Source organism: Sphingomonas sp. CFBP 13733, assembly GCF_014841795.1.
Lineage (GTDB): Bacteria > Pseudomonadota > Alphaproteobacteria > Sphingomonadales > Sphingomonadaceae > Sphingomonas > Sphingomonas aerolata.
Map to the genome: position 1 here is coordinate 60,565 of NZ_JACYUP010000005.1, position 18,177 is coordinate 78,741.

Annotated in this window: 15 protein-coding genes; 11 read left to right on the plus strand and 4 right to left on the minus strand. The window is 69.5% G+C overall.

Translation table 11 applies throughout. The features are described from left to right. Nucleotide 1 precedes the first annotated feature (1 nt). From IFT71_RS16360 to IFT71_RS16375, 4 genes are all read left to right on the plus strand, one after another. Nucleotides 2–1,144, plus strand: coding sequence for a glycoside hydrolase family 43 protein (locus IFT71_RS16360; protein ID WP_342212677.1), 1,143 nt, complete (start codon nucleotides 2–4; stop codon nucleotides 1,142–1,144). A gap of 68 nt (nucleotides 1,145–1,212) precedes the next feature. Continuing rightward, entirely contained in the window at nucleotides 1,213–3,498 is a 2,286-nt protein-coding gene (locus tag IFT71_RS16365; protein ID WP_192142413.1) for a GH92 family glycosyl hydrolase, read from the plus strand. Further along, nucleotides 3,495–4,940, plus strand: a complete 1,446-nt coding sequence (locus IFT71_RS16370) for a glycoside hydrolase family 125 protein (RefSeq protein WP_244655002.1) — start codon at nucleotides 3,495–3,497, stop codon at nucleotides 4,938–4,940. Before IFT71_RS16365 ends, IFT71_RS16370 begins: the two co-directional genes overlap by 4 nt. A gap of 22 nt (nucleotides 4,941–4,962) precedes the next feature. After that, on the plus strand, nucleotides 4,963–7,305 hold the full coding sequence (locus IFT71_RS16375) for a GH92 family glycosyl hydrolase (RefSeq protein WP_192142213.1): 2,343 nt from the start codon (nucleotides 4,963–4,965) through the stop codon (nucleotides 7,303–7,305). Nucleotides 7,306–7,358: 53 nt separating this feature from the next. Here IFT71_RS16375 and IFT71_RS16380 read toward each other — a convergent pair whose 3' ends face one another. Both IFT71_RS16380 and IFT71_RS16385 read right to left on the minus strand, forming a co-directional pair. Continuing rightward, a complete protein-coding gene (locus IFT71_RS16380) occupies nucleotides 7,359–8,150 on the minus strand; it encodes a DUF2189 domain-containing protein (protein ID WP_107934391.1) in 792 nt (263 codons plus the stop codon). 37 nt (nucleotides 8,151–8,187) lie between these two features. Next, nucleotides 8,188–8,682, minus strand: a complete 495-nt coding sequence (locus IFT71_RS16385; protein ID WP_192142214.1) for a TspO/MBR family protein — start codon at nucleotides 8,680–8,682, stop codon at nucleotides 8,188–8,190. A gap of 47 nt (nucleotides 8,683–8,729) precedes the next feature. On the opposite strand from IFT71_RS16385, the gene IFT71_RS16390 reads away from it, so the two are divergent. Genes IFT71_RS16390 through IFT71_RS16405 form a run of 4 tightly spaced genes read left to right on the plus strand, consistent with a single transcriptional unit; the run spans nucleotide 8,730 to nucleotide 12,479 of the window. Beyond that, nucleotides 8,730–9,695: an ATP-binding protein gene (locus tag IFT71_RS16390; protein ID WP_192142215.1), complete on the plus strand. Its 966-nt coding sequence runs from the start codon at nucleotides 8,730–8,732 to the stop codon at nucleotides 9,693–9,695. Continuing rightward, complete coding sequence (locus IFT71_RS16395) at nucleotides 9,692–11,389, plus strand: magnesium chelatase subunit D (protein ID WP_342212679.1); 1,698 nt, start codon at nucleotides 9,692–9,694, stop codon at nucleotides 11,387–11,389. The genes IFT71_RS16390 and IFT71_RS16395 overlap by 4 nt, the downstream gene beginning before the upstream one ends. Beyond that, the gene (bchO, locus tag IFT71_RS16400) at nucleotides 11,386–12,285 is read left to right on the plus strand and encodes an alpha/beta fold hydrolase BchO (protein ID WP_192142216.1); all 900 of its coding nucleotides are present in this window, start codon (nucleotides 11,386–11,388) and stop codon (nucleotides 12,283–12,285) included. The genes IFT71_RS16395 and bchO overlap by 4 nt, the downstream gene beginning before the upstream one ends. Further along, nucleotides 12,282–12,479 carry a hypothetical protein gene (locus IFT71_RS16405; RefSeq protein ID WP_192099006.1) on the plus strand — a complete coding sequence of 66 codons (198 nt, stop codon included), beginning with the start codon at nucleotides 12,282–12,284 and terminating at the stop codon, nucleotides 12,477–12,479. The genes bchO and IFT71_RS16405 overlap by 4 nt, the downstream gene beginning before the upstream one ends. Here the strand turns inward: IFT71_RS16405 and IFT71_RS16410 are convergent. Together IFT71_RS16410 and crtD are read right to left on the minus strand one after the other, a co-directional pair. Further along, entirely contained in the window at nucleotides 12,426–13,358 is a 933-nt protein-coding gene (locus IFT71_RS16410; protein WP_342212684.1) for a hydratase, read from the minus strand. The two genes, IFT71_RS16405 and IFT71_RS16410, sit on opposite strands and share 54 nt — an antisense overlap. Beyond that, complete coding sequence (gene crtD, locus IFT71_RS16415; protein WP_342212680.1) at nucleotides 13,259–14,833, minus strand: 1-hydroxycarotenoid 3,4-desaturase CrtD; 1,575 nt, start codon at nucleotides 14,831–14,833, stop codon at nucleotides 13,259–13,261. The genes IFT71_RS16410 and crtD overlap by 100 nt, the downstream gene beginning before the upstream one ends. A 51-nt stretch (nucleotides 14,834–14,884) precedes the next feature. Here crtD and IFT71_RS16420 point away from each other — a divergent pair, with 51 nt between their 5' ends. From IFT71_RS16420 to IFT71_RS16430, 3 genes are all read left to right on the plus strand, one after another. Then, nucleotides 14,885–16,009 carry a methyltransferase gene (locus tag IFT71_RS16420; RefSeq protein ID WP_192142219.1) on the plus strand — a complete coding sequence of 375 codons (1,125 nt, stop codon included), beginning with the start codon at nucleotides 14,885–14,887 and terminating at the stop codon, nucleotides 16,007–16,009. An 87-nt stretch (nucleotides 16,010–16,096) separates the two neighbouring features. Continuing rightward, a complete protein-coding gene (gene bchC, locus IFT71_RS16425; RefSeq protein WP_192142417.1) occupies nucleotides 16,097–17,023 on the plus strand; it encodes a chlorophyll synthesis pathway protein BchC in 927 nt (308 codons plus the stop codon). Next, on the plus strand, nucleotides 17,020–18,003 hold the full coding sequence (locus IFT71_RS16430; protein WP_192142220.1) for a chlorophyllide a reductase iron protein subunit X: 984 nt from the start codon (nucleotides 17,020–17,022) through the stop codon (nucleotides 18,001–18,003). The genes bchC and IFT71_RS16430 overlap by 4 nt, the downstream gene beginning before the upstream one ends. Nucleotides 18,004–18,177 lie beyond the last annotated feature (174 nt).

Below are 18,177 nucleotides of genomic sequence, written 5' to 3' on the forward strand. Positions count from 1 at the left end.
GGTGGCTCCTTCGCGGAGCCACCGTTTTTTTGATAGATATCCCCGCGTCCTGCGCCGGGCCCTGACGCTGGCGGGGCTGCTCGCCTGCGGAGCGGCGACCGCGTCCAACCCGATCGTGCCGGGCTGGTATGCCGATCCCGAGATCCGCGTGTTCGCGGGGCAATACTGGATCTACCCGACCTATTCCGACCATGCCGGAAAGCCGGTCGCGCCGAGCCGGTTCACGCCCGCGCAAAAGGCCGCCCGACTGCGCAAGACGGTCCGCCCGTCCTATGGCATGCAGACCTTCTTCGACGCATTTTCCTCGCCGGACCTGGTGCACTGGACAAAGCATCGCCGCGTGTTCGACGTGCAGGACGCGGGCTGGGCCGCCTATGCTATCTGGGCGCCGTCGGTGCTCCAGGCGAACGGGCGCTATTACATGTTCTTCAGCGCGAACGACATCCAGAGCGATAGCGAGCTCGGCGGGATCGGGCTTGCGGTCAGCACGACGCCGGGCGGTCCGTTCAGGGATGCACTCGGCAAGCCGCTGGTCGGCGCGTTCCATAACGGTGCGCAGCCGATCGACCCGTTCGCGTTCCGGGATCGCGACGGGCAGGTCTATCTCTTCTATGGCGGCTGGCAGCATTGCAACGTCGTGCGGCTGAGCCCCGACTTGAAACGCGTCCTGCCGTTTCCCGACGGGACGATGTTCAAGGAGATCACGCCGCCCGGCTATGTCGAGGGGTCGTTCATGATCGAACGTCGCGGCGTCTATTATCTGATGTGGTCGGAGGGCGGCTGGACCGGGCCGGACTATAGCGTCGCCTATGCGACCGCGCCGAGCCCGACCGGGCCGTTCACGCCGAAGGGCAAGATCCTGTCGCAGGACCTGCGCATCGCGCGCGGCGCGGGGCATCATTCGGTCGTCAACGTGCCCGGCACCGACGACTGGTACATCGCCTATCACCGCCGGCCGCTCGACACCGATCGCGGCGAGCACCGGCAGATCGCGGTCGACCGCATGGTCTTTGCCGCCGACGGGACGATCGAGCCCGTCGTCATGACCGATACCGGCGTCGCGCCGCGGCCGATCCGTGCCGGGTCAACCGCCGGGCCTAACGCTGCAGGGCGCGACCAACATTTATCTGGGAGAGCGATGTGAGACACAGGGTAATCGCCGCATTGCGCGGCACGGTGGCGGCGGTCGCGTCGATCGCGCTCGTCGCACCGATGCCGCTGTCGGCACAGGCTGCGGCCAGCGCCGACGCGCAGCCGTCGGTCGACCTCGTCAACCCGCTGATGGGCACCGATTCCGACTATACGCTGTCCTACGGCAACACCTATCCCGCGGTCGCGGTACCGTGGGGGATGAACTTCTGGACGCCGGTGACGGGCAAGCCCGGCAGCGGCTGGGGCTACACCTATGACGGCAACAAGATCAACGGCATCAAGCAGACGCACCAGCCCAGCCCGTGGATGAACGATTATGCCGCGTTCGCGCTGATGGCGACGACCGGCGCGCTGAAGGTCAAGGCGGACGAACGCGCCTCGTGGTACAGCCACAAGGCGGAGGAGAGCCGGCCCTATAGCTACAAGGTCTATCTCGCCGATTACGACGTGACCGCGGAGGTCGCACCGACCAACCGCGCCGCGCAGTTCCGCTTCACCTTCCCCGAAAGCGACGACGCGCACATCATCCTCGACGGCTATGCGGGCGGATCGATGGTGTCGGTCGACCCGGTCAAGCGTCGGATCACCGGCTATGTCCGCAACAATCACGGCGGCGTGCCCGGCAATTTCCACAATTACTTCGTCGCCGAATTCGACCACGCCTTCACCGTCAGCCGAACCTGGGACGATAACGGCCAGATCGCCGCGACGCCGGTGCGCGAGGGCGATCATGTCGGCGCGGTCGTCAGCTTCAAGACGCGCAAGGGCGAGCAGGTCGGCGTCAAGGTCGCGTCGTCGTTCATCAGCCTCGACCAGGCCGAGCGCAATTTGCGCGGCGAGATCGGCGGCGATGGCTTCGAGCAGACCAAGGCCAAGGCGAAGGCGGTCTGGCAACGCGAGTTCGACCGGATCGAGGTGAGCGATCCCGACATCGACAACCGGCGCACCTTCTACTCCGCGCTGTACCGCATGCTGCAGTTCCCGCGCATGTTCCACGAGGTCGATGCCAAGGGCCAAACGGTCCATTACAGCCCCTATGACGGCAAGGTGCATCCGGGCTTTCTCTATACCGACAACGGCTTCTGGGACACGTGGCGCGCGGTCTTCCCGTTCTTCGCGCTGATGTATCCCGAGCGCGACAGCGAGATCATGCAGGGGCTGGTCAACACCTACAAGGAGTCCGGCTGGCTGCCCGAATGGGCGAGCCCCGGCCACCGCGACGTGATGATCGGGTCGAACTCGGCGAACCTGATCGCCGACGCGTATCTGAACGGCGTGCGCGGGTTCGACGTCGAGACGTTGTACGAGGCGATGGTCAAGAACGCGACCACCTCCCAAGGGCGTCCGGTCGACAAGAAGGGCGAGGTCGTCGGCGCGGTCGGGCGCGAGGGCGTCGAATATTACAACCGGCTGGGCTATGTGCCCTATGACGTCGGCATCAACGAGAATGCCGCGCGCAGCCTCGAATATGCGACCGCCGACTTCTCGATCTCGCGGCTGGCGAGTGCGCTCGGCAAGACCGAGGATGCCAAGCTCTATGCCGCGCGGGCGCAGAATTACCGCAAGCTCTACGACACGCAGAGCGGGTGGATGCGCGGGCGCAACCAGGACGGCAGTTGGTCGACCCCCTTCAACCCGTATAAATGGGGCGACGCGTTCACCGAGGGCAATGCGCTGCATTACAGCTGGTCGGTGATGCAGGACGTACAGGGGCTCGCCGACCTGATGGGGGGCAAGGAGGCGTTCGTGAAGCGGCTCGATTCGGTCTTCACCACGCCGCCGATCTTCGACGACAGCTATTACGGGCAGACGATCCACGAAATCCGCGAGATGCAGATCGTCGACATGGGCCAATATGCGCATGGCAACCAGCCGATCCAGCACATGCCCTATCTCTATGACTGGGCGGGGGCGCCGTGGAAGACGCAATATCATGTCCGCGACGTGATGAGGAAGCTCTACGCGCCGACGCCCGACGGCTATCCGGGCGACGAGGATAACGGCCAGACCTCGGCCTGGTACGTGTTCTCCGCGCTCGGCTTTTATCCGGTCACGCCCGCGGTCGGCCAATATGCGATCGGCAGCCCGCTGTTCCGCACCGTCAAACTGACGATGCCGGGCGGCAAGAGGCTGACGATCGAGGCGGCGAACAACGGGCCGGGCAATATCTATATCCAGTCGGCGAGCTTCAACGGCACGCCGCACGACAAGCCCTGGCTGACGCGCGAGGCGCTGCAGAAGGGGGGTACGCTGCGCTTCGTCATGGGGGCAACGCCGAACCGCAAATGGGGGGCGGCCAGCAGTGCGGCGCCCTTCTCGATGAGCGCACCGGTGGCCAAGCCATGAGCGGCGCGCGCTTCACCCCCCGCCGCCGCGACGTGATGACGGGTGCGGCGGCGTTCGCGCTGGCCACCGCGCTGCCCGGTGGGGCGGTCGCCGCGCCGCTGGCGAGCAAGCGCCCGCCGCGTGGCGAGCGTCGCTTCGTCAGCGCTGCGGTCGAGGCCGAGATCGCCCGCGTGAAGGCGAAGATCGCCGACCCCGAGCTCGCCTGGCTGTTCGAGAATTGCTACCCCAACACGCTCGACACCACGGTCCGGCTGGGCATGGTCGACGGCAAGCCCGACGCGTTCGTCATCACCGGCGATATCGAGGCGCTGTGGCTGCGCGACAGCTCGGCGCAGATGCAGACCTATGTCCATCTCGCACCCAAGGATGCGGGCCTGCGCCGGGTCTTTGTCGGGCTGATCGCTCGGCAGGCGCGCTGTATCCTGATCGACCCGTACGCCAACGCGTTCATGGACGACCCGACCGCGAAATCGAACCTGGGCGCGCGGACCGACCAGACCGAGATGAAGCCGGGCGTCGCCGAGCGGAAATGGGAGATCGACTCGCTCTGCTACCCGATGCGGCTCGCGCACGGCTACTGGACCGCGACGCGCGACAAGACGCCGTTCGACGACCTGTGGGCGCAGGCGATGGTCCGTGCGGTCGCGACCTTCCGCGAACAGCAGCGCAAGGACGGCAAGGGCCCGTATCATTTCCAGCGGCTGAACGTCTCGCCGACCGAGACGCTGATGTTCGAGGGATACGGCGCACCGACGCGCAAGGTCGGGCTGATCCATTCGATGTTCCGCCCGTCGGACGATGCGTGCCTCTACCCCTTCCTGATCCCGTCCAACCTGTTCGCGATTTCGGCGCTGCGCATGCTGGCGACGGTCCAGCGCGAGGCGCGCGGCGATACCGCGGGCGCGGCGGACAGCGAGGCGCTGGCGACCGAGGTCGAGGCGGCGCTGCGCGCGCATGGCCGGATGCCCGACGGGCAGGGCGGCGAGGTCTGGGCCTATGAGGTCGACGGCTTCGGCAATGCGATCTTCATGGACGACGCCAACGTGCCGAGCCTGTCGGGCCTGCCGCTGCTCGGCGCGGCGGACCGCGCCGACCCGCTGTTCCGCCGCACCGCCGCGCTCGCCTGGAGCGATCGCAACCCCTATTTCTTTGCCGGCAAGGCCGCGCAGGGGATCGGCGGGCCGCATATCGGCCTCGACATGATCTGGCCGATGTCGATCGTCACGCATGCGATGAACAGCGATGACGACGCCGTGATCCGCCAGTGCCTGACCTGGCTGAAGACGACGCATGGCGGCACGGGCTTCATGCACGAATCCTTTCACAAGGATGATCCGACGAAATTCACGCGCAGCTGGTTCGCCTGGGCCAACGGGCTGTTCGGCGAGCTGATCCTCGACCTCGAGCGCCGCAAGCCCGGCTTGCTCGCCGCGCGCTACTGACATGGACCCACGGGAGAGACACATGACCACCGCCAACCGCCGCCAGGTGCTCGCCACCACCGGGCTTGCCGGCCTTGCGGGCGTGCTGCCCGCCGCCGCTGCCACCGCGCAGGGCAAGCGCCCGACCGCGGGCAAGCCCGATCTGTTCATCGGCACGGGCGGGCACGGCCACACCTATCCCGGGCCGTCGCTGCCGTTCGGGATGGTCCAGCTCGGCCCCGATACCGACAACAGCCGCTGGGACGCGTGCTCGGGCTATCACCAGGATGACGGCTCGATCATGGGGTTCAGCCACACGCATCTGTCGGGGACGGGAATCGGCGACATGCTCGACGTCCTCGTCGTCCCGACGCGCGGGCCGCTGAAGCTGAAACCCGGTGCGCTCGACAAGCCGCAGGACGGCTATCGCCAGCGCTTCTCCGATGAGCTGGCCGAGCCCGGCTATTACCGCGTGAAGCTCGAATCGGGCGTGCTCGCCGAGCTGACCGTGACCGAGCGGACGGGGCATCACCGCTATACCTTCCCGCAGGGCGCGGGGCACATCCTGATCGACTTCGCGCACATGATCCTCGACGTCTGGGACAAGGGTGTGCTGATCGACGAGGCGTCGCTGGCGCTGTCGCCCGACGGCATGCTGACCGGCAGCCGCCGCGTCCACCGCTGGGCGAAGGGTCGGCGGATCCATTTCGCGATGCAGCTGTCGCGCCGCCCCGACCGTGTCGAGTTCTTCGGCGACGACGACAAACCGGCACCCGCGGGCGCGAAGGCGATCACCGGCAACCGGCTGAAGGTCGCGCTGTTCTTCGACCAGGCGGGCGGCGAACCGATCCTGATCAAGACGGGCATCTCCGCGGTCGACGTCGCGGGCGCCAAGGCCGCGCTGGCGGGCGAGGCCCCGGGCTGGCGGTTCGACAGCGTCCGGCGCGCGGCGGCGCGGACCTGGCAGACGCAGCTCGACTGTATCCGCGTCGAGGGCGGTACGGCCGATCAGCGCACGATCATGGCGAGCGCGCTGTACCATACGTTCCTGTCGCCGACGCTCTTCACCGACCGCGATGGCCGCTATGTCGGGCTCGACCGCAAGGTGCACACAGCGGCGGCGGGCGACACCGCGTACAGCACCTATTCCCTGTGGGACACGTACCGCGCGCTGCACCCGCTGCTCAATCTGGTCCAGCCCGACAAGGCCGCGCAGTTCACGCGCGATCTGGTCCGCCAGACGATCCAGAGCCCGGCGGGTTCGCCGGTCTGGCCGCTCCAGGGTGTCGAAACCGCCTGCATGATCGGCTGGCATTCGGTGTCGGTGCTGGCCGAGGCGTGCGTGAAGGGCGTTAAGGCCGATTATGCCGCCGCGTGGCCGCAGATCCGCCGCCGCGCGTTCGACCGCACCTTCCGCGATCTCGAAAGCACGCTCGGCCGCGGCTATTATTACGACCTCGGCTACATCCCCGCCGACAAGGTCTGGGAGTCGGTCAGCCGGACGCAGGAATATGCGTATGACGACTGGGCGATGGCGGTGCTCGCGGACGCAGCGGGCGCCTCCGCCGACGCGCAGGCGTTGCGCAAGCGCAGCCTCAACTACCGCAACGTCATCGATCCGAAGATCGGCTTTGCACGGCCGCGCTTCGCCGACGGGACCTGGTGGGCGGACTATGATCCGATCCAGCTTGGCCACAACCCGGACAAGCACCGCGATTATACCGAGGCGAATGGCTGGCAGGCGACGTTCCTCAACCAGCACGATATCTACGGACTGATCGACCTGTTCGGCGGCGATGCCGGGTTCGTGAAGAAGCTCGACGCGCTGTTCGTCGCGCCGTCGACATTGCCCAAGAATGCGCCGCCCGACATTTCGGGGCTGGTCGGCCAATATGCGCATGGCAACGAACCCGACCAGCATGCCGCGTACATGTATGCCTATGCCGGTGCGCCGTGGAAGACGCAGGCGATGGTCCGGCGGCTGTGCACCGAGATGTACAAGGCGGATCCCGATGGGGTCATCGGCAACGACGATTGCGGGCAGACGAGCGCGTGGTTCATCTTCTCCGCGCTCGGCCTCTACCCGGTCGATCCGGTCAGCGCAGTCTATGTGTTCGGCTCGCCGCTGTTCGACGCCGCGGAGGTCGCGCTCGGCGGCGGCAAGACGCTCAGGATCACCGCGTCGGGCAATGGTCCACAGGCGCCCTATGTCCAGTCGGTGCGGTGGAACGGCAAGCCCTGGACGAAGAACTGGATCGGGCACGCGGACCTCGCCCGGGGTGGCGAGCTCGCCTTCGTGATGGGGGAAAAGCCGTCACGCTTCGGCACGGCGAAGGCGGATCGTCCGCCATCGTACCACCCCGGACCGCGCCCGACGCGGGCTTGAGGGCGACCGCGCCGCGCCGGGTGCTGCTGCACCGGGCGCGGCGCGGGGGTGCGTCAGCGGACGACCAGACGCGTATAGAGGTGCCAGGTCGCATAGCCGAGCCAGGGCAGCACGACCGCCAGCCCGATCGCGAGCGGGATCAGCCCGAGGACCAGCAGCCCGGCGACGCGCGCACCCCAGCCGAACACCGCACGCGGGTTTCGTCGCGCCGCCGCGAGCGAGGTGCGCAGCGCAAGGCCTGCATCGACCGGCTGATCGACCACCATCGGGAACGCGACCAGCGCGAAGACCAGCGTGGCGATCGCGAAGGGTGCGCCCGCCAGATTGCCGAGCAGGATCAGCGTCCACCCCTCCTGCGTGGTGAACAGGCGGCCCGCGACGTCGCCGATCCGCAGCGGCGCGGTCGCACCGAAGGTCAGGTCATAGACCGCATAGGCCGTCGCCAGCCATCCGACCATGAGGGCGGCGAGGCCGGCGGTGAGGATCGCGAGCGGCAGGCGGCTGCGCCCGTTGAGCGGATCGAGGAAATGCCACCAGCTCGAGTCGCGCCCCTCTTCACGGCGGCGCGCGAGTTCGTAGAAGCCCGAGGCGGCGGCGGGGCCGAGGATCGAGAGCCCGGCGACCAGCGGGAAGAACAGCGGGAGCAGTGGCGCGTTGTACGTCACCACCGCGGCGACCAAGCAGACGATCGGGTAGAGCAGGCCGATCACGATCAGGTCGCCGCGCTTGGCGAGAAAGTCCTTCCACCCCTCGGCGAGGGCCCAGCGAAGGTCGGCGGTGCCGATCTCGCGGATCTCGGGGATGGCGGGTGCTGGCGCGATGAAGCTGTGCGGATGGGTGGCCATGATCTGCTCTCCGTTCAGGGGGTGGCGTATATCCTCGTCATGCGGGGTATCGTTGGGCGGCGAGTCCGAACGGCCGGTTCAGCCGCACGATCGCCCAGTTGAGCCAGGCCGCAAAGCTGACCCACAAGAGATAGGGCGCGATCAACAGGCTCGCGAAGCGGTCGATCGGCCACAGCCCGACGACCAGCGCGACCAGCGACGCCCAGAGAAACACGACCTCGATCAGCGCCCAGTCGGGGCGCCGGGCGCGGAAGAAGAGCGGGCTCCACAGCAGGTGGAAGACCGCGTTGACCGCAAACAGCGTGACCACCTCCGCGCGGGTCGCGGCGTCGGGCGCGGCGGTCCAGGCGATCGACGCGGACCAGGCGGCCAGGCCGAGGATGATCGTCCAGGCGGGACCGAACAGCCAGTTCGGCGGCTGCAACCGCGGCTTGCGCAGCGTGCGGTACCAGGGGCCGATCGGCGTCATCAGTCCGCCGACGACGCAAAGCGCGATGGCGGCACTGCCGCTCACGACAATCGGGTTAAGCATCACATTGTCCATCTTGCCGAGTGTCCAATGCGTGTTACACCTTTGGCATGCGCGTGTCTTTCCCCTTTTCGGCGATCGTCGGTCAGGACGAGATGAAACGCGCACTGCTGATCGCGGCGGTCGATGCGCGGATCGGCGGGGTGATGGTGTTCGGCGATCGCGGCACGGGCAAGTCGACCGCGGTGCGCGCGCTCGCCGCGCTGCTGCCGCCGGTGCGCGCCGACCAGGCGGGGTATCAGGACGGAACGCCGCGCAGCGGGCAGGTGCCGGTGCCGTTCGTCGACCTGCCGCTCGGCGCGACCGAGGACCGGGTGGTCGGCGCGCTCGATCTCGAACGCGCGCTGGGGGCAGGGGTCAAGGCGTTCGAGCCGGGGCTGCTCGCGCGCGCCAATGGCGGTTTCCTGTATATCGACGAGGTCAATCTGCTCGAGGATCATATCGTCGACCTGCTGCTCGACGTCGCCGCCTCGGGCGAGAATGTCGTCGAGCGCGAGGGGCTGAGCGTCCGCCACCCGGCGCGGTTCGTGCTGGTCGGCAGCGGCAATCCCGAAGAGGGCGAATTGCGGCCGCAGCTGCTCGACCGGTTCGGGCTGTCGGTCGAGGTCCGCACGCCGCAGGATCTGGACCAGCGCGTCGAGATCCTCCGGCGCTGCGATGCGTTCGAGCGGTCGCCGGCGGCGTTCGTCGAGCACTGGGCGGCGGACGAGCGTGCGACGCTGGCGGCGATCGCGCGCGGGCGGGCGGGGTTGCCGATGGTCGTGCTGCCCGATGCGGTGCTCGCCTTCGCGTCGCGGCTGTGTATCGCGGTCGGGGCTGACGGGTTGCGCGGCGAACTGACGCTGATGCGGGCGGCGCGGGCGCTCGCGGCGCTCGAGGCGGTGTCGGAGGTGACACAGGCGCATGTCGCGACGATCGCGCCGATGGCGCTGCGCCACCGGTTGCGGCGCAACGTGCTCGACGAGACCGGGTCGACCGCGCGGATCCTGCGTGCGCTGGAGGAGGTGGCGGGGTGACCGGGCGGGCAGCGGGGGCGCCGGATCCGCTGGCCGATGCGCTGATCGCGGCGCGGCTCTGTGCTGTCGATCCCGGGCTTGGCGGCATCGCGCTGCGCGGCGGCGGCGAGCTGCGCGATGCGGTGATCGCGGCGCTGCGGTCGCATCTGCCGGCCGATGCGCCGCTGCGGCGGGTGCCGGTCCATGTCGATGACGACCGGCTGTTCGGCGGGCTGGATCTGGTTGCGACGCTGGCTCAGGGGCGGGCGGTGCAGCGCGCGGGGCTGTTCGTCGAGGCGGCGGGCGGGGTGCTGGTGCTGGCGATGGCGGACCGGCTGTCCGATGCGGTGGCGGGGCGGATCGTCGCGGCGATGGACGGCGGTGGCGTCGGGCGAGCCCTTGTCGTGGCGCTCGACGACGGGGACGGTCCCGACGAGTGCCCGCCGGCGGCGCTGCTCGAACGGCTCGCGTTTCGCATCGACCTGCACGACGCGAAGCCCGTGGCGGCGATGCAGGGCGGGGAAGATTTCGGGGACGCGGGCACGCCGCAGACGCCCGACGCGGTCCTTGCAACGCTGGTCGCGACCGCGGCGGCGCTGGGCATCGAGACCGCGCGTGCGCCGCTGTTCGCGTTGCGCGCGGCGCGGGCCGCGGCGCGGTGTGCGGGGCGCGATGCGATCGGCGACGAGGATCTGATGCTCGCCGCGCGGCTGGTGCTCGCGCCGCGCGCGACGCGGCTGCCGGCCGAGCAACCCGACGACTCGCCGCCGCCCGAGCCGCAGCCGCCTGACGCGCCGCCGCCGGACGCGGGGGATCGCGACCAGCCGGACGGAGAAACCCGGCCGCTCGACGACGTCGTGCTGGAGGCCGCGCTCGCGGCGCTGCCGAAGGATGTGCTGGCGCAGATCGCGGCGGGTGGCGTCCGGCGCGGCAGGACGCGCGCTTCACGCGGCGCGGGCGAGCGGCGTCGATCGCCGGCGCGCGGTCGGCCCGTCGGGGTGCGCCCGGGTGTGCCGGGCGGGGGGCAGCGCCTGAGCCTGATCGACACGCTGCGCGCGGCCGCGCCTTGGCAGCGGCTGCGGCGCACGGCGGACAGCCTGTCGCGGGTGCTGGTCCGCCGCGACGACCTGCGGATCCGCCGGTTCGAGACGCGCGCGGAATCGGTCACGATCTTCGTCGTCGACGCGTCGGGATCCGCCGCGCTGTCACGACTCGCGGAGGCGAAGGGCGCAGTCGAGCTGCTGCTGGCCGACTCCTATGTGCAGCGCGCGCAGGTCGCACTTATCGCGTTCCGGGGCAGCGGCGCGACCGTGCTGCTCCCGCCGACCCGGTCGCTGGCACGCGCGCGGCGGTCGCTCGCCGAGCTGCCGGGCGGGGGTGGCACGCCACTTGCGGCCGGACTGCGCGCCGCGATCGACGTCGCCGATGCGGCACGCGCGCGCGGCCAGACGCCGTTCGTCGTCCTGCTGACCGACGGGCGCGCGAACATCGCCGCGGATGGCCGGGCGGTGCGCAGCGTCGCCGCCGCGGACGCGAGCGCCGCCGCCACCGCGCTCGGCCGTGCAGGAATCGCCGCGGCATTCCTCGACATCTCCGCGCGGCCGGGACCCGAGGGCGCGGCGCTCGCCGCGGCGATGCAGGCGCGCTATCTGCCGCTGCCGCGCGCGGATGCGGCGCGGATGCACGCGGCGGTCCGCGCGGTGCAGCCCGCATGAGCGCGCCGCGCTGGAGCGTCGAGGGTCGCGACTGGCCAAATCGCGCCGCCAGCCGCTTTGTCACGGCCGGTGGCCTGCGCTGGCATGTCCAGACCTTTGCGCCCGATGCGTCTGCGGACCAGGGCGTGCCCGCGACGATCCTGCTGCTCCACGGTACCGGCGCGGCGACGCATAGCTGGCGGACGCTCGCACCGTTGCTCGGCCAGCACTACCACGTCGTCGCCGTCGACCTGCCCGGGCATGGCTTCACCACCGGCCGCCCGGTCGGCGGCCTGTCGATCGCGGGCATGGCGGGCGCGGTCGCGACGTTGCTCGGTGCGGTGGAGGTCGCGCCGCAGGTGATCATCGGTCATTCGGCGGGGGCGGCGATCGCGGCGCGGCTGGCGATCGACGGCAGGGCGTCCCCCGCGGCGATCATCGGCTTGAGCGCCGCGCTGTTGCCCTTTCCGGGGTTGGCCGCGACACTGTTCCCGACGATGGCGCGCGCGCTGTTCGTCAATCCGATCGCGCCGCATCTCTTCGCGCGGATCGCCCGCACCCCGGGCGAGACGGGTCGGTTCCTGTACCGGTCGACCGGATCGCGGATCGATGATGCGGGCGTGGCCTGTTATGCGGCATTGCTCGGCACGTCGGCGCAGTGCGCGGGCGCGATCGGCATGATGGCGGCCTGGGATCTGGTCGGATTGCGGCGGGATCTGGCGCGGTTGAAGACGCCGGTGCTGCTTGTGCATGGCGACGCCGACCGGGCGATCCCGCTGTCGAATGCGCGCGAGGCGGCGGCGGCGGTCGGTGACGGGCGGCTCGAGACGCTGCACGGGCTCGGCCATCTCGCGCATGAGGAACGCCCCGAAGAGGTCGCGGCGATCGTCCGGCAATACATGGAGGCCCATATATGACCGGTGTTCTCGGCCTGCTCGACCTGATGATCGCGGGCGCGCCGGTCATCATCTTCTGCGTGTGGCAGCTCGTCTCGGTCAATCGGGCGATCGCGAAGGACAAGGTCGCCAGAGACTCCCTGACACCGCCCGACGCCGCTTCACCAGAAGGCGCGGGGCATCCGGTAGGGGAGCATCGACTGGACGATCGGTGACCGGAAGCGACCGAGCGCGAGGCTTTCATGCACCGCGCGTACCTCCTCGCCGAACAGTCGCGTGGCGAGCGCGGAACGGGCATAGAAGGGGGCGTCGATCCACGTCTTCACCACGCGCGCGCGATGTCCCGCATCGGCCCGCGTCGCGCGCTTTATGAGCCAGCCGGTCCGCGGCAGGGCCGCCGGGGCGGGCTGGACGACGTCGTGCCACCGGCCCTGCGCATCGAATTTGAGCGCGAGGTCGAACGGCGTGCCGTCGCGGCGTCGCCCCTCGTACAGCACCGCGACGTCGCTTTTCAGATGCGCGCGCGACCAGTGCCAGTCGTCGAACCCCGCCTCGAGCGGTTCGTCGCCGAAGTTCGAATCGAAATAGCCGGGGCCCGACCAGCGGACGCCGGGATGCGTCATCGCGACCTCGACCTGCGCGCGCGGTGCCACCGGATGCCAGCGATGCCGCCCGCCCGGATCGAGCGCGAAGGCGGTGGTGCCGATCATCGCGGGGCTGACGCGGATCGTGCCGCGCACAGGGTAGGGCAGCGGCGCGGATCGCTCGCGGATCTCGATCACCAGCGTGTCGCCGTCCCAGCTGAGGCTGCTCGGGCCCACCACGAAATGATCGGTGCCCCGGTCGACACGGTGCGCGGGACGTTCGGTCATCGCCCAGGCGCTGCCGCGCGGGCCGGTCAGCGCGACGTTGATCGCACAGTGGTTTTCGGGGGTCTTGCGCCCGCTGAGCTTGTAATAGGGCGAGAAGACGCTGCCGATGAAGGCGATGATCGTCAGCCCATGGGCGCCGTCCGCGCTGGTCGCGTCGACATACCACCAGGCATAGCCCTGGGCATCGACACGAACGTCGAAGCGTGGTCCCTGAGCAGGCAGTCGACGGCTAGCCGGCCGGAAAGCGCCGCCATCGGGACGCCCGCGCCGGGGTGGGTGCTCCCGCCCGCGCAATAGAGCCCAGGGATCCGAGTCCGGCTGCCCTGCCGGCGGAAGGACGCCGCCCACCCGTGCGAGGCCCGTCCATAAAGGGCTCCACCCGTCGAGGGACACAGTGCCTCGAACGCGTGCGGCGTCGTCATGACGGTCGAGGGCGCCAGATCGAGCGAAAGTCCCGCCTGCGAAACGCCCTCGAGCATGCGCCTCGTCCATGTCGCGATCTCCTCCTGGCTGGTGTCCGGTCCGTCGCCGGTGGGCGGCGCGTTGACGATGATCTGCACGCGTTCGGGGCGGGCCGGGGCGCGCGCGCCGCGGCGGTCGTCGTCGCCGCTGTCGCTGCGATCCTGCGCGCAGACATAGACGCTCGGCCGGGCGGCGGCGCGACCCGCCGACAGCGCGGCGAATTCTGCCGGATAGTCGTCCGAGAAGAAGACGGTGTGGCGGGCGAGCGGAAAGCCCTCGGCCTGCACGTGTCCGGTCCACACCATCGCGCTGAGCGATCGGTGCGCGGCTGGGACGGGGGCGACCGCGTGACGGACCGCGGCGCCGAACCGGCCGACGGCGATCGCGGCGGGATCGGCGTTGCAGATCACCGCCGACGCGGCGATGCGCTCGCCGTCCTCGAACATGACCCCGGCGGCGCGGCCGTGCTCCAAGAGGATCGCGCGGACCGGCGCGCGGTAGCGGAAGCGGACGCCGTTCTGCCGGCCAAGCGCCTCCAATGCGAGCGCGAGCCGATACATGCCGCCGTCGATCAGCCACACGCCGCTCGCCTCGACATGCGCGACCAGCATCAGCGTCGCCGGGCACTGCATCGGCGACGCCCCGCAATAGGTCGCATAGCGCGCGAACAGCTGGCGCAGCCGCGGATCCGCGAAATAGCCGCCGAGCGCGTGCCACAGCGATGTATAGGGGCGCAGCGTGCAATAATCGCCAAGGCCGTGCAGACCCATCCGCCAGCCCAGCGTCAGCGGCCCCGGGCGTGTCGCGTGGAGAAAGGGCCGGTCGAGCGCGGTGAACAGCCGTTTCGCCTCGGCCCGGAACGCGCGATAGCCGCGGGCATCGGCCGCGCCGGCAAAGGCGCCGATCGCGTCCTCGCTCGCGGCGGGATCGGCGAACAGGTCGAGGCGGGCGGGACCCCAGGCATGACGGGCGAGCAGCCCGGCGGGGCGCATCGTCACGTGCCGGTCGAGCGTGTCGCCGCATGCCGCGAAGACATCCTCCATGACCGATCGCAGCGTGAACACCGTCGGGCCCGCGTCGATCGCGTCGCCGTCGACCGCGATCGTGCGCAGCTTGCCCCCCGGCTCGGGTTGCGCCTCGACGACCGTTACCGTGCGGCCCTGCGCGGCGAGCAGCGCGGCGCTGACCAGCCCACCGACCCCCGCCCCGATCACCACCACGCCCGCATCCGACACCGGCATCCTCCAATTGACGCGATGCTAACACCTGTCCACAAATATGGACACATGAAAACGTATCATCATCTTTTCGCCCATGTGCGGGAGCGGTGGCTGGACTGTCGCAACCGCCTGCTCGCCGATCCGCGTGTCCAGCACGTGGCGCAGCGCTTTCCGCTCAGCCGGCCGATCGCGCGTCGTCGGGCGGGCGCACTGTTCGATCTGGTCGCAGGGTTCACTTACTCGCAGATCCTTGCGGCCTGTGTCGAAACCGGGCTGCTCGCGCTGCTGACCCGCCGCCCGGCGGACGCGCGGACGATCGCGGAACAGCTCGACCTGCCGGTGGCGGGCGCCGAACGGCTGTTGCGCGGTGCGGCGGCGTTGCGGCTCGTCGAGCCGTGCGGGGCGGACTGGGCGCTTGGCAGCGACGGCGCGGCGTTGCTCGGCAATCCCGGCATCACCGCGATGATCGCGCATCACCGTCTGCTCTATGCCGATCTCGCCGATCCCGTGGCGATGCTGCGCCGCGGGGGTGGGGGCGGGGCGGTGTCGGATCACTGGCATTATGCCGAGTCGGCGGGGCAGGGCGATGCCGCCGCAGTCTCGGCCTATTCGACGCTGATGGCGGCGTCGCAACCGATGGTCGCAGGCCAGACACTCGCGGCCTATCGGTTCGACCGGCATCGCCGCGTGCTCGACGTCGGCGGTGGCGAGGGGGCGTTTCTCTGCGCGCTGGGGGCGCGGTTCGCGACGCCCGGTCTCGGGCTGTTCGATCTGCCCGCGGTGACCGAGCGCGCGCGTGGGCGGCTCGACTCGGCGGGGCTGGGGACGCGCGCAACGCTGCACGGGGGCGATTTCCTCGCGGATCCGCTGCCCGAGGGCTATGATCTGATCACGCTGGTGCGCGTCCTGCATGATCATGACGACGCGGTGGCGCTGACGTTGCTGCGTCGTATCCATGCCGCACTGCCCCCCGGCGGCACGCTGTTGATCGCCGAACCGATGGCGCAGACGCCGGGTGCGGAGCGGTCCGGCGATGCGTATTTCGGCTTCTACCTGCTCGCCATGGGCACCGGTCGACCGCGGAGTGTCGCGGAGATTCGCGCGATGCTGCACGCTGTGGGCTTTGGCCAGGTCCGCACCCGGCGCACGGCGCTGCCGCTCATCACCTGTGTGATCACCGCAACACGATAATGTGTCCAACCAAGTTGACAACATGATTTGTCTAGAGCAGATTACGACCATGATCTGATGGAGGACGGGGCGGTGGGCAACGGACGTATGGACGCACTGGCGGTCATACTGGAAGCGCCGGAAAGGCTTGCGCTCCGCACGCTGTCGCTCACCCCGATGGGCGATGCCGATCTGTGCGTCGAGATCGACTGGCGCGGGATCAGCACCGGTACCGAAAGGCTGCTGTGGAGCGGTCGGATGCCCGAATTTCCCGGCATGGGCTATCCGCTGGTCCCGGGATATGAGTCGGTCGGGCGGATCGTCGATGCCGGCGTCGAGGCGCGCGCGCGGATCGGCGAATATGTCTTCGTCCCCGGCGCCAATTGCTATCGCCAGGCGCGCGGCCTGTTCGGGGGGGCGGCCCGGCGGGTGATCCTGCCCGGTGCGCGCGCGGTGCCGATCGACGCGGCGCTCGGGCGCAACGGCGTGCTGCTCGCACTCGCCGCCACCGCGCATCACGCGATCGCGGTCGGCGGCGCGCCCGACCTGATCGTCGGACATGGCATATTGGGGCAGCTGATCGCGCGGATCGCGGTCGCCTCGGGGGCGGGCGCGCCGACGGTGTGGGAGGTCCAGCCGGCGCGTCGGATCGGATCCGGCTACCGCGTGATCGACCCGGCCGACGATGATCGCTCCGACTATCGCACGATCTGCGACGCGAGCGGGACCGCTGATATCCTCGACCTCGCCTTCGCGCGGCTCGGCAAGGGCGGCGAGGTGGTGCTGGCCGGCTTCTACGACCGGCTGTCCTTCGCCTTCCCGCCGGCATTCCTGCGCGAGGCGCGGATGCGGGTCGCGGCCGAATTCACCCCTGCGGACATCGCCGCGGTGCTTGCGCTGATCGAGACCGGGCTGCTCGAGCTCGACGGCCTGATCAGCCACACCCGCCCAGCGGGGGAGGCGATGGACGCCTATCCGCAGGCCTTCACCGACCCCGATTGCGTCAAGATGGTCCTCGACTGGAGAGCGCTATGAGCATGTTCGATCCCGGACCCCTGCGGCGCGAGGCCGAACAGGAGCCGGATCCGGTCCCGACCGGCCCGGTCACAAAGGAGACGCAGATCATCGCGATCTACGGCAAGGGCGGCAGCGGCAAGTCGTTCGCGCTGGCGAACCTCAGCTACATGATGGCGCAGCAGGGCAAGCGCGTGCTGCTGATCGGCTGCGATCCCAAGAGCGATACCACCTCGCTGCTGTTCGGCGGCAAGTCGACGCCGACGATCATCGAGACCAGCTCACGCAAGAAGCTCGCGGGCGAGGAGATCGGGATTGAGGACGTCTGTTTCCAGCGCGACGGGGTGTTCGCGATGGAGCTGGGCGGGCCGGAGGTCGGGCGCGGCTGCGGCGGGCGCGGGATCATCCACGGGTTCGAGACGCTCGAGAAACTGGGGTTCCACGAATGGGGCTTCGACTATGTCCTGCTCGACTTCCTGGGCGACGTAGTATGCGGCGGGTTCGGCCTGCCGATCGCGCGGGACATGTGCCAGAAGGTGATCGTCGTCGGGTCGAACGACCTGCAGTCGCTCTATGTCGCGAACAACGTCTGCAAGGCGGTCGAATATTTCCGCAAGATGGGCGGCAATGTCGGCGTCGCGGGGATGATCCTCAACAAGGACGACGGCACCGGCGAGGCGCAGGCGTTCGCCGCCGCGGTCGGCATCCCGGTGCTGACCGCGATCCCCGCGAACGAGGACATCCGCAAGAAGAGCGCGAACTACCAGATCATCGGCAAGCCCGGCGGGCAATGGGCGAGCCTGTTCGAGGAGCTTGCGGTCAATGTCGCGGAAGCCCCGCCGCTGCGGCCGACGCCGCTCGACCAGGACGGGTTGCTCGGGCTGTTCTCGGCGGACGTAACGGGCGCGGATTATGCGCTGAAGCCTGCGAGCCAGGCGGACATGCGCGGGGTGGCCTATGTGGCGAAGCCGACGCTCGAGGTGGTGTACGATGCCGTCTGAGGCTGGCCTTTCTGAGCCCCTCCCCTTTAGGAGTGAGGCGGCAGCCCTGTCCCCCGGACAGGGCCAAGAGCCGCCTCACTGGGTTGGGGTGGGGACGTCCGACCGCGTTCGGGACGTGATTTCGAACGTCCCCACCCCAAATCCAGTGGCAGGTCGATCAGGCTCCCAGCCTGA